The organism is Clavibacter sp. VKM Ac-2873, from assembly GCF_015351075.1.
Lineage (GTDB): Bacteria > Actinomycetota > Actinomycetes > Actinomycetales > Microbacteriaceae > Clavibacter.
Map to the genome: position 1 here is coordinate 346757 of NZ_JADKRS010000001.1, position 14895 is coordinate 361651.

The 14895-nt window shown below is 74.1% G+C and carries 17 protein-coding genes; 6 read left to right on the plus strand and 11 right to left on the minus strand.

Features of this window, described 5'->3' with window-relative positions:
* Positions 1-24 precede the first annotated feature (24 nt).
* Both ITJ44_RS01615 and ITJ44_RS01620 read left to right on the plus strand, forming a co-directional pair.
* Positions 25-495 carry a GNAT family N-acetyltransferase gene (locus ITJ44_RS01615; protein WP_194633043.1) on the plus strand — a complete coding sequence of 157 codons (471 nt, stop codon included), beginning with the start codon at positions 25-27 and terminating at the stop codon, positions 493-495.
* Positions 492-1337 (plus strand): UbiA family prenyltransferase, encoded by an 846-nt coding sequence (locus ITJ44_RS01620; RefSeq protein WP_194633044.1) that lies wholly within the window; start codon positions 492-494, stop codon positions 1335-1337. Before ITJ44_RS01615 ends, ITJ44_RS01620 begins: the two co-directional genes overlap by 4 nt.
* Here ITJ44_RS01620 and ITJ44_RS01625 read toward each other — a convergent pair.
* The 8 genes from ITJ44_RS01625 to ITJ44_RS01660 all read right to left on the minus strand — a co-directional run bounded on the left by ITJ44_RS01625 (position 1330) and on the right by ITJ44_RS01660 (position 8315).
* Positions 1330-2520 carry an NAD(P)/FAD-dependent oxidoreductase gene (locus tag ITJ44_RS01625; RefSeq protein ID WP_194633045.1) on the minus strand — a complete coding sequence of 397 codons (1191 nt, stop codon included), beginning with the start codon at positions 2518-2520 and terminating at the stop codon, positions 1330-1332. The two genes, ITJ44_RS01620 and ITJ44_RS01625, sit on opposite strands and share 8 nt — an antisense overlap.
* Positions 2517-3239, minus strand: a complete 723-nt coding sequence (locus ITJ44_RS01630) for a class I SAM-dependent methyltransferase (protein WP_194633046.1) — start codon at positions 3237-3239, stop codon at positions 2517-2519. Before ITJ44_RS01630 ends, ITJ44_RS01625 begins: the two co-directional genes overlap by 4 nt.
* Positions 3239-4459, minus strand: a complete 1221-nt coding sequence (locus ITJ44_RS01635) for a type III polyketide synthase (protein WP_194634010.1) — start codon at positions 4457-4459, stop codon at positions 3239-3241. The genes ITJ44_RS01630 and ITJ44_RS01635 overlap by 1 nt, the downstream gene beginning before the upstream one ends.
* Positions 4456-4905: a DUF3618 domain-containing protein gene (locus tag ITJ44_RS01640; protein ID WP_228494576.1), complete on the minus strand. Its 450-nt coding sequence runs from the start codon at positions 4903-4905 to the stop codon at positions 4456-4458. The genes ITJ44_RS01635 and ITJ44_RS01640 overlap by 4 nt, the downstream gene beginning before the upstream one ends.
* A 144-nt stretch (positions 4906-5049) precedes the next feature.
* Complete coding sequence (locus ITJ44_RS01645) at positions 5050-5979, minus strand: ABC transporter substrate-binding protein (protein WP_194633047.1); 930 nt, start codon at positions 5977-5979, stop codon at positions 5050-5052.
* Between the two features lie 13 nt (positions 5980-5992).
* Entirely contained in the window at positions 5993-6718 is a 726-nt protein-coding gene (locus ITJ44_RS01650; protein ID WP_194633048.1) for an ABC transporter permease, read from the minus strand.
* Complete coding sequence (locus ITJ44_RS01655; RefSeq protein WP_194633049.1) at positions 6715-7416, minus strand: ABC transporter permease subunit; 702 nt, start codon at positions 7414-7416, stop codon at positions 6715-6717. Before ITJ44_RS01655 ends, ITJ44_RS01650 begins: the two co-directional genes overlap by 4 nt.
* Positions 7413-8315, minus strand: a complete 903-nt coding sequence (locus tag ITJ44_RS01660; RefSeq protein ID WP_194633050.1) for an ABC transporter ATP-binding protein — start codon at positions 8313-8315, stop codon at positions 7413-7415. The genes ITJ44_RS01655 and ITJ44_RS01660 overlap by 4 nt, the downstream gene beginning before the upstream one ends.
* A 189-nt stretch (positions 8316-8504) precedes the next feature.
* On the opposite strand from ITJ44_RS01660, the gene ITJ44_RS01665 reads away from it, so the two are divergent.
* Positions 8505-9236 (plus strand): SOS response-associated peptidase, encoded by a 732-nt coding sequence (locus ITJ44_RS01665; RefSeq protein ID WP_194633051.1) that lies wholly within the window; start codon positions 8505-8507, stop codon positions 9234-9236.
* 38 nt (positions 9237-9274) lie between these two features.
* Complete coding sequence (locus ITJ44_RS01670; protein ID WP_370551594.1) at positions 9275-10372, plus strand: App1 family protein; 1098 nt, start codon at positions 9275-9277, stop codon at positions 10370-10372.
* Positions 10373-10432: 60 nt separating this feature from the next.
* Here ITJ44_RS01670 and ITJ44_RS01675 read toward each other — a convergent pair whose 3' ends face one another.
* Positions 10433-11302, minus strand: coding sequence for an aldo/keto reductase (locus ITJ44_RS01675; protein WP_194633052.1), 870 nt, complete (start codon positions 11300-11302; stop codon positions 10433-10435).
* A gap of 254 nt (positions 11303-11556) precedes the next feature.
* Between ITJ44_RS01675 and ITJ44_RS01680 the strand changes: the two genes are divergently transcribed.
* Both ITJ44_RS01680 and pnuC read left to right on the plus strand, forming a co-directional pair.
* On the plus strand, positions 11557-11880 hold the full coding sequence (locus ITJ44_RS01680) for a DUF6504 family protein (RefSeq protein WP_194633053.1): 324 nt from the start codon (positions 11557-11559) through the stop codon (positions 11878-11880).
* A gap of 124 nt (positions 11881-12004) precedes the next feature.
* A complete protein-coding gene (gene pnuC, locus ITJ44_RS01685) occupies positions 12005-12703 on the plus strand; it encodes a nicotinamide riboside transporter PnuC (protein ID WP_194633054.1) in 699 nt (232 codons plus the stop codon).
* A 50-nt stretch (positions 12704-12753) separates the two neighbouring features.
* On the opposite strand, the gene ITJ44_RS01690 is transcribed toward pnuC, so the two are convergent.
* Together ITJ44_RS01690 and ITJ44_RS01695 are read right to left on the minus strand one after the other, a co-directional pair.
* Positions 12754-14034 carry an LCP family protein gene (locus ITJ44_RS01690; protein ID WP_194633055.1) on the minus strand — a complete coding sequence of 427 codons (1281 nt, stop codon included), beginning with the start codon at positions 14032-14034 and terminating at the stop codon, positions 12754-12756.
* A 108-nt stretch (positions 14035-14142) separates the two neighbouring features.
* Complete coding sequence (locus ITJ44_RS01695; RefSeq protein ID WP_194633056.1) at positions 14143-14892, minus strand: dienelactone hydrolase family protein; 750 nt, start codon at positions 14890-14892, stop codon at positions 14143-14145.
* Positions 14893-14895: the final 3 nt, after the last annotated feature.

Here is a 14895-nt window from a genome sequence, read left to right on the forward strand (position 1 = left end):
CGGTCCGTGCGGCAGGATCGACGCATGGACCTCACCATCTCGCGGGTCGCGTGGGACGACGGCGCGGCCGTCTCCCTCCGCGCCGCCCAACGCGCCGAGCTCGACCTCCGCTACGGCGGCGACACGGAGCCGGGCACGAAGCCCACGGCCGCCGACGTGGCCGCGTTCCTCGTGGCGCGGGACGCGGCGGGCACGCCGATCGGCTGCGGCGGGATCCGGCCGCTGGGCGACCGCGGCGACGGGAGGCCGTGGGCGGAGCTCAAGCGCATGTACGTGGTGCCGGCGGCCCGCGGGACGGGCGTCGCGACGGCCCTCCTCCGCGCGCTCGAGGAGACGGCCCGCGAGCTGGGCGTGGCCGACCTCGTGCTCGAGACCGGCCCTGAGCAGCCCGATGCGATGCGGTTCTACGCGCGCGAGGGCTGGATCGAGATCCCCCGCTTCGGCGCCTACGCCGACTCCGAGGGCTCGCGCTGCTACGGGCTGACGCTCGCGTGATCCGCCGCCTCCGGCTCCTCGCGCTCTCCTCGCACCCGGGGCCGACGGCCACCGTCACGGTGCTCGCCGCCGTGCTCGCCGTCGCGCTCGGCTACGGGCCGGGGCGCGTGGTCGCGGTGGCGCTGGCGGTGCTCCTCGGGCAGCTGTCCATCGGGCTCTCCAACGACTGGATCGACGCCGAGCGCGACCGCAGCGTCGCCCGCGCCGACAAGCCCGTGGCGCGCGGCGAGATCACGGTCGGCCAGGTGCGCGCGGCGGCCCTCGCGACCGCGGCCGCGTGCCTCGTCGCGTCGGCGGCGCTCGGGCCCGCCTTCCTCCTCGCGCACGTCGTGCTGGTGGGCGCCGGCTGGGCCTACAACGCCGGGCTCAAGCGCACCGCCCTCAGCGTGGCGCCGTTCGTCGTGGCCTTCGGGATCCTGCCGACGGTGGTCGCCCTCGGCGCCGCGGATGCCGTGCCGGCGGCCGCCTGGGCGATGGCGACGGGCGCGGTGCTCGGCGTCTCCATCCACTTCACCAACGTGCTGCCCGACCTCGAGGACGACGCGCGCACGGGCGTGCGCGGCCTCCCGCACCGGCTGGGGCGCGTGCCGTCGGGCCTCGTGGCGTTCGGGGCGCTGGCGCTCGGCGCGGTCGTCGTCGCGGTCGGGCCGGTGCTCGCGGATCCGGCGCACGTCGTGACCCCGCTCGCCGTCGCCGGGTTCGTCGTCACGCTGGGCATCGCGGCGTGGGGCGCCGTGCGGGTCGTCACCCGGCCGCCCGGTCGCCTCCTGTTCCAGCTGATCATGGCGGCGTCGCTGCTGCTCGTCGCCCAGCTCGCGCTGAACGCGACGAGCCTCACCTGACGCGCGCGCCCGCGTCCCGGCCCATGGCGTAGACGGAGGCCAGCCCGGCCGCGGCGGGCGACGCGAGGACCGCACGGAGCCCCGCGTCGCGCACCATCCGGGTGAGCCCGCGGACGGGACGCCCGAGCGCCGTGTTGATCTCCGACTGCACCGCGGCGCGGCGCGCGCTGGCGAGCCGGTCGCGCTCCCAGCGTCCCAGGCGGGCGGCATCCGGCACCCCGCCGCGCGTGCGGACCGCGTCGATCAGGATCGGCGCGAGGGCATCCGCGTCGAGCCAGCCGAGGTTCATGCCCTGTCCGCCGATGGGGCTGATCTCGTGGGCCGCGTCGCCGATCACCACGCCGCGTCCGGCCACCATGCGGCGGGCGAGCCGCCGGCGCACCCCGAACCCGCTGACCGGATCCAGCTCCGCCGCCGCCACGACGTGCCCGGTGCGCTCGGCCACGGCACGGGAGAGGACGGTCGCCGGGTCCCCCTCGCGCTCCCCCGCGCGGAGGCCCACCACGAAGCGTCGCCGCCCACCCGGCAGCGGGAAGGACTCGACGACGCCGTCCGGGTGCAGGGTGACGACCGCGTCGTCGCCGCCGCCGGTGCGGTCGGGCGCGTCGCCCATGAGGAAGCGGTCGGGCAGCGGACGCTCGTCGACGCCGATCCCGAGGAGCCCGCGGACCGCGCCGCGGGTGCCGTCCGCGCCGATCACGAGGGACGCGGTGACCTCGATGGCGATGCCCGAGCCGTCCCGGCCGCGCGCGCGGACCACGCCGCCCGGCAGCCCGACGGGATCCGCGTCGAGGTCGGTGAGGGTCACGCCGCGACGGACGGCGTCGGGCGCGAGCGCGTCCAGGCGCCGGACGAGGATCGCCTCGGTGCGCCACTGCGGCAGCGCCGCGACGTACGGGTGCGTGGCCGAGGCCCCGGCGAAGGAGACGCGGCCGAGCTCCCCGCGGGGCCCCATCGCGATCCCCCGCCGGACGAGCACCGCCTCCGCGACCATCTCGCCCGCCACGCCGAGCCGGTCGAACGCGTCGAGCGACGGCGCGTGGATGCCGATGGCGCGCGACAGCAGGGCCGGCGTCGTCCGTGCCTCCCACACGCGCACGTCGAGCCCGGCCCGGGCGAGGAGCGCCGCGAGGTGGATCCCCACGGGGCCGCCGCCCACGACCAGCGCGTCGACGCGGGTCATCGGCCCGCGCGCCGGACGCGTCCCGCAGCGGCCGTCGCCGGGTCGCGCACCACGAGCACGCGGAACGGCACGGCGCCCTCGACGCGCCAGCCCACGGGCACGCGGAGGGCGAGCTCCGCGGGCGTCCAGCTGCGGCGGATCGACCGGAGCCCGTCGACGTGCACGAAGGAGCCGCGCGCGACGAGGCGGGACGCCGGCCCGTAGAGGGCGTACGCGAGCCGGCCGCGCGCGATGTCGCCGTGGATCGTCCGCGGCGCGAGCGCGGTGGAGTCGGCGAGGAGGGCGTCGAACGCGGCGTCGTCGAGGTGGTGCAGCACGTGGTTGCTCGTCACGATGTCGAACCGGCGGCCCGCGGCCACGAGCTCGGCGCTCGACGCGGGGAGGAACGCGACGTCCGGATCCGACGGCCGGGCGGACGCGAAGGCCGCCGCGCGCGGGTCCGGGTCGATGCCCGTGACGGTGAGCCGCAGCCCGTCGTGCCGGGCCCACCGCGCGAGCGCGAGCGGGACGTCGCCGCCGCCCGACCCGATGTCCAGCAGCGTCGTCTCCCGCTCCGCGGACAGCAGCGGCCGGATCCGCGACCGGTAGACCCCGCGCCACCCCGCGACCACGCGGTTGACGATCCCGAACCGCGCGTAGGTGCGGTCGAGCGCCACGGGATCGCAGTCCGGGTCGTCCATGAGCTCGGTGAGGCCGGTGTCGCGGCGGGAGAGGTCCATCACGCGGTCCGTCGCGTCATGAGCGCCGTCTCGACCGTGAGGCCGGGACCGAACGCCATCGCGCACACCCGCCCCGCGCCCGGGCCGGTCGCCGGGATGGGCGCGGCCTCCGCGACGTCGGGCCGACCGGGGACGTCCGCGGGCGGCGTCCGGTGCAGGATCCGCCGGAGCACGAACAGCACCGTCGCGCTCGACATGTTGCCGACCTCCGCGAGCGTCGACCGCGACGCCTCGAGCTGCGCGGGCGCGAGCTCCAGCCGGTCCTCGACGCGGTCGAGGATGCTGCGGCCGCCGGGATGGATGGCCCAGTCCTCGACGGCGGCGGGCGCCACGCCCGCGAGCGCGGGCACGTGCGCCCACAGCGGCTCGAGCGCGCCCGTGATGTGCTCGTGGATGATCTTCGGCACGTAGCTCGACAGGACCATGTCGAAGCCCTGGTCGCCGATGGTCCACGCCATGTCGTCCTCGCCCACGGGCGTGAGCACGGTCTCGAACGCGTCGAGGTCGAGCACGGTGGATCCGGCGGGCGCGGGTCGTGCGGTGACCACGGCGGCCGCGGCACCGTCGCCGAAGACCGAGGAGGCGACGATCGTGTCCGCGTCGTCCGACGAGTGCAGGTGCAGCGAGCAGAGCTCCACGCACACGACGAGGACGACGGCGTCCGGGTCCGCTGCACAGAACTGGGCGGCCATGCGGAGCGCGGGGAACGCGCCGTAGCAGCCCATGAAGCCGAGGTGGAAGCGCTGGGTGGAGGCGCCGAGGCCGAGGCCGCGGACGACCTGGTAGTCGGGTCCGGGCGCGTAGAAGCCCGTGCAGGACACGGTGACGACGTGCGTGACGTCCGACGCCTCGATGCCGGCGGCCTCCGCGACGGCCTGGCGCGCCGCGTCGAGCAGCAGCGCGGGCGCCTCGCGGATGTACGCGTCGTTGCGCGCACCCGTGCTGGGGCTCAGGATCCGCCCGCTGTCCCTGTCGTAGAAGACGGGCGCGCCGGCGGCGTGGTCCACGGGCGCGTCGGAGCCCGCCATGCCCGGCGCGGTGCCGAGCTCCTGGATCACCGTGTGCCGCGTGCGGATGCCCGAGGCTCCGAAGGCCGCGGACACGAGCCGCGTGCCGAGCCGGCCGAGCTCCGGCTGGCTCCCGAAGAGGTCGCGTACGCCGTCCTGGGCGAGCACGGTCGGCGGCACCGCCGTGGCGATGGAGCGGATGGAGGCGATCAGCGTCGGCTGCCGGAGACGACGGCGGCGCCGACCGCGAGCACGACGGCGACGGCTCCCGCGCCGACCGACGCGGCGACGGCCGGGTCCTTCTTCGTGAACGCGCGCGTGCGGCGCCCGACGTCCCGGCCGGTGGTGCGGACGCGCGTCGTGACGTCGTCGCGGATCGCGCGCGCACGGGACGAGACGTCGGCCTTCAGCTCCTGCGCGCGGGCCGGCACGTCGAGCGCGGTCTCGAGCTCGCGGACGGTGCGCGCGAGCTCGTCGCGGCCCGTCCGGATGTCGCGCTTCAGCTCCTCGGGGCTGCGCTTGGGCGCCGGCGGGGTGTTCGCGCCCTCGCCGTGCGGCGCCGACTCGGCGACGGCCTTGTGCTTGCGGACCTCGCGGGCCACCGTCGTCACGGCGCCCAGGACGCTCACCTCGCCGGTCGGGGACTTCTTCTTGGCCATGCGCGGGCTCCTGCCATCGGGTGCGTACGTGCGCTGGATCCATCATGCTCCGTCGTGCCCACGCGGGCACCCACGGCGCGAGGGGCCGGCGCTCGCGCGTCGACCCCTCGCGGGTGCCGGGCGTCGCCGCCCGGCCGGCGCCTCCTAGAAGAGGGCCTTCTCCTTCAGCCAGTCGGCGGCGATCGCGGCCGGCTCGGCCTTCTCGTCGCCCTGGTTGCGGCGGTTCATCTCGGTGAGGTCCTCGGTGGTGAGCGCGGCCGACACCTTGTCGAGGATCGCCGTGACGTCGGGGTTCATCTTCGCGGTGTTCACGAGCGGCACGACGTTCTGCGCCTTGATGAGGTTCTCCGGGTCGGTGAGCGTCACGAACGAGTTGTCGAGGATCGACGGCGTGGTCGAGTAGATGTTCGCCATGTCGACCTGGCCGTCGAGGAGCGCCTTGACGGTGTTGGGGCCGCCCTGGTCCTCGATGGTGACGAGGCTCGCGTCGATGCCGTACGTGCCCGTCAGCCCGCGGATCCCGTACTCGCGGTCGGTCAGCACCGCGCCGCCGCCGACGCGGACGGTCTTGCCCTTGAGGTCGGAGAGGCTCGTGACGCCGTTGGACTCCGAGTACGCCTTGGTGACGTTGTAGGAGTCCTTGTCCTCGGCGGGCGACTCGTCGAGCACCTCGAAGCCGGGCGGCAGGGCGCCGCCGAGCGCCGCGTAGACGTCGTCGCTGGAGGTGGCGGTCGAGTCGGCGTCGTACGCGGCGAGCAGGTTGCCCGTGTACTCGGGGATGAGGTCGATGGACCCCTCCTCGAGCGCCTTCAGGTACACCTCGCGCTCGCCGATCTGCAGGTTGCGCGTGACCTTCACGTCGTTGGCCTCGAGGGCCTGCGCGTAGACCTCGGCGAGGATGACGTTCTCGCCGAACGCGGCCGAGCCGACGGAGATCGTGTCGGTGGGGGCGGCCGAGGCGGACTGTCCACCGGTGGGGTCGGTGGGATCGCCGGACGCGCAGCCGGCGAGGGCCATCGCGGTGCCGACCGCGACGGTGCCGAGGAGGACCCGGCGGGAGATGCTGAGGGACATTGCTGTGTTCCTTTCAGGAGGTGGTGCTGACCGCCGGCCTCGACGAGGCACGGGCGGAGTCGGAGGGACGGCCCGCCGCGGCGACGACGCCTCGGGGGACGACGAGGCGCTGGACGATCGCGAGCACGCCGTCCACGACCAGCGCGAGGACGGTGACGAGGATGGAGGCGGACACCATGAGCGGGTAGTTCCGCGTGGTGAGGCCGGTGAAGATGTCGGGCCCGAGGCCGCCGAGCCCGAGGTAGGCGCCCAACGTCACGGTGCTGATGACCTGCAGGGTCGCGGCCCGGAAGCCGCTGATGATGAGCGGGAGGGCGAGCGGGATCTCGACCTTCCCGAGGATCTGCCACTCCGTCATGCCGACGGCGCGAGCGGCGTCGACGGTCGCCCGGTCGACGGCCTGCAGTCCCGCGTAGACGCCCGCGAGCAGCGGCGGGATGCCGAGGATCGCGAACGTGATGAGCGGGCCGGTCAGTCCGATGCCGAACACCAGCCCGAAGATGACGAGGACGCCGAGCGTGGGCAGGGCCCGGAACCCGCCGGAGAGCGAGACGGCGATCGTGCGTCCGCGCCCGGTGTGCCCGATGTAGAGCCCGGCGGGGACCGCCACGAGCGCCGCCAGGGATATCGCGAGGAACGTGTAGGAGAGGTGCTCCGCCAGCCGGACGCCCGTGCCGGTCGGTCCGCTCCAGCGGCTCGCGTCGAAGATGAGGCCGAACGCCTCGGCGAACAGGTTCACGGCAGGCCTCCGGTCACGGCGATGGCGGACGCCGCGGTGGAGCTGCGTCGACGGGCCCGGGCGGACGTCGCGCGCGACCAGGGCATGAGCGCGCGGCCGACGAGCACGAGGATCAGGTCGAACGCCAGGGCGATGACGAGGATCCCGACGACTCCGGTGAGGATCTCGGTGTAGAAGGACCTCCGGTAGCCGCTGAGGATCATGGTGCCGAGGCTCTGCACGCCGATGAGCGAGCCGACCGTCACCATGCTCACCGTGCTCACGGAGACGACGCGGAGCCCCGCGAGCAGCACGGGCCCGGCCAGCGGCAGCTCGACGCGCCAGAAGCGCGCCCAGCCGGCGTAGCCCATGGCGGTGGCCGACTGCTTCACGTCCGCGGGGACGGAGGCGAGCGCGTCCGTGGTGATGCGGACCATGAGCGCGACGGCGTAGACGGTCAGCGCGATGACGATGTTGCGGGGATCCAACAGCGTGGTGCCGACGATGCCCGGCACCACGAGGATCAGCGCGATGGACGGGATCGTGTACAGCAACCCGCCCACGGTGAGGACGACGCCGCGGACGCGCGTGTACCGGTTCGCGAGCCAGCCCAGCGGCAGGGAGAGGAGGAGCCCCAGGACGATGGGCGGCGCGGCCAGCGCCACGTGGGCGACGGACAGGTCCAGCACCGTCTGGATGTTGGCGATGACCCAGTTCACGCGGGTCCCGCACCCTGCGCCGGAGCACCGGGGGCGTGCGCGGCCCCCGCCTCGGTCGGAGCGGACGCGGATCGGGCGGCGCGCCCCTCGTCGTCGAGCACGCCCACGAGCCGGCCGTCGCGGTCGACGAGCACCCGGCCCGTGCCGGTCTCCTCGACGTGCAGCGCGCGCTTGCCCTTGTCGGCGCCCACGAAGTCGCGGACGAAGTCGTTCGCCGGGTTCGAGAGGATCTCCTGCGGCGTGCCCTGCTGGGCGATGCGGCCGCCCTTCTCGAGGATCACGACCTGGTCGCCGAGCAGGAACGCCTCGTCGATGTCGTGCGTCACGAACACGACGGTCTTGTCGAGCTGGGTGCGCAGGCGGATGAGCTCCTGCTGGAGGTCGTCGCGCACGAGCGGGTCGACGGCGCCGAACGGCTCGTCCATGAGCAGGATGTTCGGGTCGACCGCGAGGCCGCGGGCCACGCCGACGCGCTGCTGCTGGCCGCCGGAGAGCTGCGACGGGTAGCGGTCGGCCATCGACCTGTCGAGGCCGACGGTGTCCATGAGCGTCAACGCGCCCTCGCGGGCCGTGCGCTTGTCGACGCCGGTGAGGCGCGGCACGGTCGCGATGTTGTCGACGACCTTGCGGTGCGGGAGCAGGCCGGAGTTCTGCATCACGTAGCCGATGCTGCGGCGGAGCTTCACGGCGTCCTGGCTGGCGATGTCGGTGCCGTCGATCTCGATGCGTCCCGACGTGGGCTCGACCATGCGGTTGATCATGCGCATGAGGGTCGTCTTGCCGCAGCCCGAGGATCCGACGAGGACCGTCGTGGTCTGCGAGGGGACGACGAGGCTGAAGTCCTCGATCGCGAGCGTGCCGTCCGGGTACTGCTTGCGGACGTGGTGGAACTCGATCATGGTGGCTCATTCCTCGTACGCGCTACGAATCGACACTTGCCAGGTCCTCCAGCGAACCATGTCGGCGTCGGAACGACCGCACCCGCTCGTCCGCTGTCGCCACTTCGTAACAAATGGGCCTTCCGCGGACACCCCCCTGATGCCGCGTGCGGGTCGGTCGGCGTCGGACGCGTCCGCCAGGATGGAGGCATGACGCGCATCCTCGCCAGGTCCTCGACCGCCGACGACCTGGTCGGGCTGCTCGACGTGGATCACGCGGGCGCGACCGTCCCCGGCCCGTCCTGGCGCATCGTCCCCGGCCAGCGCGTGGCGGTCCTCGTCGACACGCTGCCGCGGCGGGCGGAGGGCGACACGGAGGACCAGGTGCCCGTGCGGCGCCTGGAGTCGGCCCGATGGGGGCTCGTGCCCGCGGGATCGCCCGGGCCGGACCAGGGCCCGCCGCTCGCGGAGGTGCCCGCCGAGCAGCTCGCCTCCCGGCCGGAGCTGCTGCAGGCGCTCGTGTCCCGGCGCGCGGCCGTCCCGGTGTCGGGCTACTACGAGCACCACGAGACCGACGACGGCCTGCGCACCCCGTACCTCGTGGGCGCCGGAGAGGGCACCGTCCTGCTCGCGGCGCTGTACGAGTGGTGGCGCGATCCGTCGCGCGCCGCCGACGACCCCGCCCGCTGGGTCCTCAGCTGCGCCGTGCTCACCCGCCCGGCGGCCGGCACGGTGGAGGCGCTGGCGGAGCGCATGCCCGTCGTGCTCTCCCCCGACGTCGTCGAGGAGTGGCTCGATCCCACGGCCGAGGGCTCCCCCGACCTGCTGCGGGCCGTCGCCGCGCAGGCGGAGGACGTGATCGAGGAGCTCGCGATGGACGAGGTCGGCCCCGGAATCGACCAGGACGCGCCCGACACGGCGGAGCTCGCCCGGCCGGTGTGACGACCGGCCGCCTCCCCCGCGTCTGGTTGACTGTGCCCGTGGCCCCCTCCTCGAAGAAGAAGAAGCACGCGACCCGCACGCTCCTCGAGTCACCTGCCGCCGCACCCGTGCTGCACCGGGCGGCGCGCATCGAGGACCGCATCCACGAGATCCGCGAGGGCCGTGCCCGCAAGCGCGGGCTCACGCCCACCGTCATCCCCTACGCCGGCTACGGATCCGTGCGCTGGGTCCGCGTCCTCTGCCGCGTCCTCCTCACCGACCCGAAGAGCAAGCGCGCGCTGGCCGGCGACAAGGTCGTCCGCGGCTGGCGGAGCTTCACGAGCGTGCCGCTCACCGACGTCGACGTGGTCGTCGAGATCGACGGGACCGAGCACCACGTGCGGGCCGACCGCGGCGGCGTCGTCGACCAGGTCGTGGAGGCGAGCCTGCCGAGCGGCTGGCACACGATCCGCATCCGGTCTGAGGGGTCGGACACCGTCGAGGCGCCCGTGTTCATCGTGGGCGACGACGTGCGCACCGGGATCCTCAGCGACGTCGACGACACCGTCATGGTCACCGCGCTCCCCCGGCCGTTCCTCGCCGCCTGGAACACGTTCGTGCTCGACGAGCACGCGCGCACGCCCACCCCGGGCATGGCGGTGCTCTACGAGCGGCTGCGCGTGCGGCACGCCGGCGCGCCCGTCCTCTACCTCTCGACCGGGGCGTGGAACGTGGCGCCGACGCTCTCGAGGTTCCTGTCGCGGAACCTGTACCCGCCGGGCCCGATCCTCCTCACCGACTGGGGCCCCACGGTCGACCGCTGGTTCCGCAGCGGGATGGAGCACAAGCGGCTGAACCTCCGGCGGCTCGCCGAGGAGTTCCCGCGCGTGAAGTGGATCCTCGCGGGCGACGACGGCCAGCACGACGAGCTCCTCTACGGCGAGTTCGCGGAGAAGCACCCGGACAACGTGAAGGTCGTGCTCATCCGGCAGCTCAGCGCGGGCGAGGCCGTGCTCGCGGGCGGCCGGGCCAAGGCCGAGAAGCGCGCGCTCGACAGCTCGATCCCCTGGGTCTACGCCCCCGACGGCGCGAGCCTCCTCGCGCAGCTCGACGACCTCGGGCTCGCGGACGACTCGGGCACCCGGATCGGCACCTAGCCCACGACGCACGAGGGCCCCGCAGGAGATCTCCTGCGGGGCCCTCGTCGTGCGGGTGGATCAGACGGCGTCGGTGAGCGCCTGGAACTCGTCGTCGGTGAGCTCGATGCCCGCCGCGGCGATGTTGTCCTCGACGTGCCCGACCGACTTGGTGCCGGGGATCGGCAGCATGACGGGCGAGCGGCGCAGGAGCCACGCGAGCGCGAGCTGCGAGGCGCGCGCGTCGTGCTGCTTCGCGAGGGCGTCGAGCGGGCCGCCGTCCTTCGCGAGCTCGCCGGTCGCGAGCGGGAACCACGGGATGAAGGCCAGGCCCTCGGCCTCGGCGTAGTCGAGCAGCGGCTCGGCGTCGCGCTTGGCGAGGTTGAACAGGTTCTGCACGGAGACGATCTCGGCGATCTCGCGCGCGGCCTTCACATCGTCGACCTGCACCTCGGAGAGCCCGATGTGGCGGATCTTGCCCTCGGACTGCAGGTCCTTGAGCACGCCGATCTGGTCGGCGAGCGGCACGGCCGGGTCGATGCGGTGCAGCTGGTACAGGTCGATGCGCTCGAGGCCGAGGTGGCGGAGGCTCAGCTCGGCCTGCTGGCGCAGGTACTCGGGGCGGCCGACGGGCTGCCAGTTCCCGGGGCCGGGGCGCGTGAGCCCGCCCTTGGTGGCGATGACGACGTCGTCGGCGTACGGGTGGAGCGCCTCCTTGAGGAGCTCCTCGGCCACGAACGGGCCGTAGGAGTCGGCGGTGTCGAAGAACGTGACGCCGAGCTCGGCGGCGCGGCGGATGACGCGCACGGCCTCGTGCGGATCCTCGGGGGCGCCCCAGACGCCCTCGCCGGTCAGCTGCATGGTGCCGTAGCCGAGCCGGACGACGGGCAGGTCGCCGCCGATGGTGAACGTGCCGGATGCGCCGGCGGGGCGGGTGGTGGTGTCGGTCATGTGGACCCTCCTCGGGTGTCGATGACGAGGGGGCGTCTGCCGCCCTCGGGACCCTGGTGCCAACGCGCCGACCCGCCGATCCATGCCCGATGCGCGCGACGGGGACGAGACCCTCAGGCTCCGGTCGAGGGTGAGGTGGATCCGCCCGCTCCCCTCGTGGATGTCGGCGGGCGTTCCTACACTCGGATCAGACGTTCGAACATCCGTTCGAACGCGGGAGCGTGGCCGGCGCGACGGGCGAGAGGAGCGGCACCATGCGGATCGACGAGGACGTGGAGGTCGAGCTCTCGGACGACGGGTCGCCGCTGCGGTTCACCTGGCGGGGCGTCGTCCACGGGGTGGTGAGCTCGCCCGAGCGGTGGATCGCGCGGGTCGACTGGTGGCAGCGCACGGGCCGCGCGCCCCGCGGCACGAGCGCCCACCTGCTGGAGCTGCGGATGTGGCGCGTCGAGGCCGTGCCGCTCACCACGGGCGCGCGCCGGGTCGACGGCTCGTTCGACCTGAGCGTCGACGCGCGCGGCCGCTGGTCGCTCGTCACCGCGTCGGACGAGGAGCTCGACACGCGCCTGTTCGCCTGAGGCCGCCCGGGCGCCGCACGCCTCCGGGGAATAGGCGGGGGCGTCCGCGCCTTCACCCCATCGGCGCCGCGCACGGCGTCCCGCACGGAGGTCACCCGGACCGCGGCGCACGGAGGGATCACGCATGGCGGCACTCGAGTGGCTGTTCGACGCGCAGCTCCGCATCGGCGACCAGACCATCCTCTGGCGCGAGATCGTCGGCAACCTCTTCGGCCTCGCCAGCGCGCTCGGCGGCATGCGCCGCAAGGTGTGGGCGTGGCCCGTCGGCATCGTCGGCAACGTGCTCCTGTTCACCGTCTTCCTCGGCGCGGTCTTCGGCACGCCGAACCCCGTCAACCTGCTCGGCCAGGCCGGCCGCCAGGTCATGTTCATCGCCGTGTCGGTCTACGGCTGGTACCGCTGGCAGCAGGCCAGGCACGGCGGCGCGCCCGTCGTCCCGCAGTGGGCGTCGGGACGCGAGCGGGTCCTGCTCGTGGTCGCGCTCGTCGGCGGCACCGCGATCCTCACGCCCGTCTTCCGCGCGCTCGGCTCCTACGAGCCCGTGTGGGCCGACGCCTGGATCTTCGTCGGCTCCCTCCTCGCCACCTACGGCATGGCCAAGGGCTGGGTCGAGTTCTGGCTCGTCTGGGTGGCCGTCGACCTGGTCGGCGTGCCGCTGCTCGTGAGCGCCGGCTACTACGCGTCCGCCTTCATGTACGTCTTCTACGGCGCATTCACGCTCACGGGCTTCTTCGTCTGGATGCGCGCCCGCGGCACCGGCGCGCCCGCGGTCGAGACGGCCTTCCCGGATCCGCGGATCGTCGAGGCGCCCGCCGAGCGCTGACCGCAGCCCGCCGACGCACGGTGTCGGCGTGCGGCCCCGGTGCCGTGCGCCTAGCGGCCCCGCCCGTTCGAGCAGGTCGCCTGCGCCGCGGTCTGCCCCGTGATGCTCTCGTCGAGCACCTCGGAGGTCGGCGTGGGCGCGGACGTCGCGCCGTCGGTCGGCGCCGTGCCGTCGGCGGGAGCGGTCGGATCCGCGGGAGGCGTCGTGGCGGTGCCGTCCGCCGGCACGCTGCCCGACTCGTCGGTCGGCGCCTTCTGGCCGAGCGTGAAGTCCGCGTCCGAGGCGAGGAGGCCCACGAGCTGCTGTGCCGCCGCCTCATCCGGCTGGACGCGGCCGTTGGCGAGCACCGTGCCCGGGTACTGCAGGAACACGACGTCGTCGAGCGGGATGTCCTTGAACGTGAGCGCGACCGAGACGAGCGTGTCGAGGTCGGCGAGCGAGGTGGACAGCTGCATGTTGTCGACCACGGCGCGCGCGATGCCGTAGAGCTTCGCCGGGTTGGTGAGCGTGTCCGCGCTCTTGATCGTGCGCACGAGCGCGCTGAGGAACACCTGCTGGTTGCCGATGCGCGAGATGTCGCTGGCGTCGCCGACGCCGTAGCGGGTGCGGAGGAACTGCACGGCCTCCTTGCCCTGCAGCGGGTGGATGCCCGGATCCAGCGACAGGTCCGTCTTCTTGTCGTAGATGCCGTTGGCCACGCAGACCTCCACGCCGCCGACCGCGTTGGACATCTCGACCACGCCGTTGAACTGGACGACGCCGCCGTACGGGATGTCGAGCCCGGTGAGGCCCTCGACCATCCGGACGGTGCACTCGAACCCGCCGCGCGACAGCGACTCGTTGAGCTGCGCGCGCGAGCTGGCGGCGTACTTCGTGCCGTCGGGGCCCTCGCATGCGGGGATGGGCACGAGCATGTCGCGCGGGAACGAGATGACCGTCGCGCGGCTGCTGTCCTGGCTGATGTGGAGCAGCATCGTCACGTCGTTGAGGGTGGCCGTGCCCACGTCCTTCGCGGCGCCGTAGCCGTCGCCCTGGCCGGCGCGGCTGTCGCTGCCGACGATGAGGATGTTCGCGCCGCCGTCGATGCCGCCGAGCGAGGGCGGCAGGCTCTGGCCGTCGGAGATGTCGACCGTGTTGTCGGCGACGGTGCTCGACAGGTCCCAGAAGACGATGGTGAGGAGCGAGGCGGCCGCGGCGACCGAGACCGCGGCGACCATGCCGATGCCCCTCATGACGGTGCGTCCGGCGCTCGGGGTGCGGAGGCGGCCGTGGCGGGCGATGCCGCGGATGCGCGCCCGGTCGGCGCGGGTCCTCTGGGGGGCGTGCTGCATGGGTGGATCTCTCGTCGCCGGGCGGGGAGCGCCGGGCGCGGGCACCCGGATCCTCCACAGGGTAGCCGAGGCCGGTGGAGACTCCCTTCGGCGCGCGGGCCGGATGCGCTATGCGCCCGGATGCTCCTCGCCGCGCAGGTGGTGGTCGAGGAACGCGTCGATCCGACGCCACGCGTCCGCCGCGGACGCGGGCTCCGGGCCCATGCCCACCGCGCGCAGCACCGGGCGGAGCGGCCGGGGACCCATCTCGGCGTCGTTGAGGAAGGAGTGCCCGGCGGCCGGGTACTCCCGCACGTCGTGGTCGATGCCGTGGGCCACGAGGGCGGCCTCGAGCCGGTCGGCGGATCCCGCGAGCTGCCGGTCGCGGCCGCCGTAGCTCGCGACGATCGGGCAGGCGCCCTCGAGCACGCCGTCGAGGTCGTCGGGGAGCATGCCGTAGTTGACGCTCGACGCGTCGAAGCCGCGGGAGGCCGCAGCCAGCGCGAACCCGCCGCCCATGCAGAAGCCGATGACGCCTACGCGACCCGTGCAGTCGGCGCGGGCGAGGAGCGCGCGGCGGGCGGACTCCACGTCCACGAACGCGCGGCCCTCGCCCGCGGCCAGCGTGCGGAACGTGGCGACCAGGCAGCGGCGCGCGCCGCCGGCGGAGAAGAGATCGGGCATGAGCGCCAGGAAGCCGGCCTCGGCGAGGCGCTCGGCCTGACGGCGCATCACGTCGGTGACGCCGAAGGCCTCGTGCACCACGACGACGGCGGGCCATGGCCCCTCGCCCGCGGGCACCGCCAGCACGCCGTGCAAGCCGGGCGACGCCCCGGGCGAGGCCGCGGGCAGGGGGATCTCGGTGAGGGTGACGGGCATGCC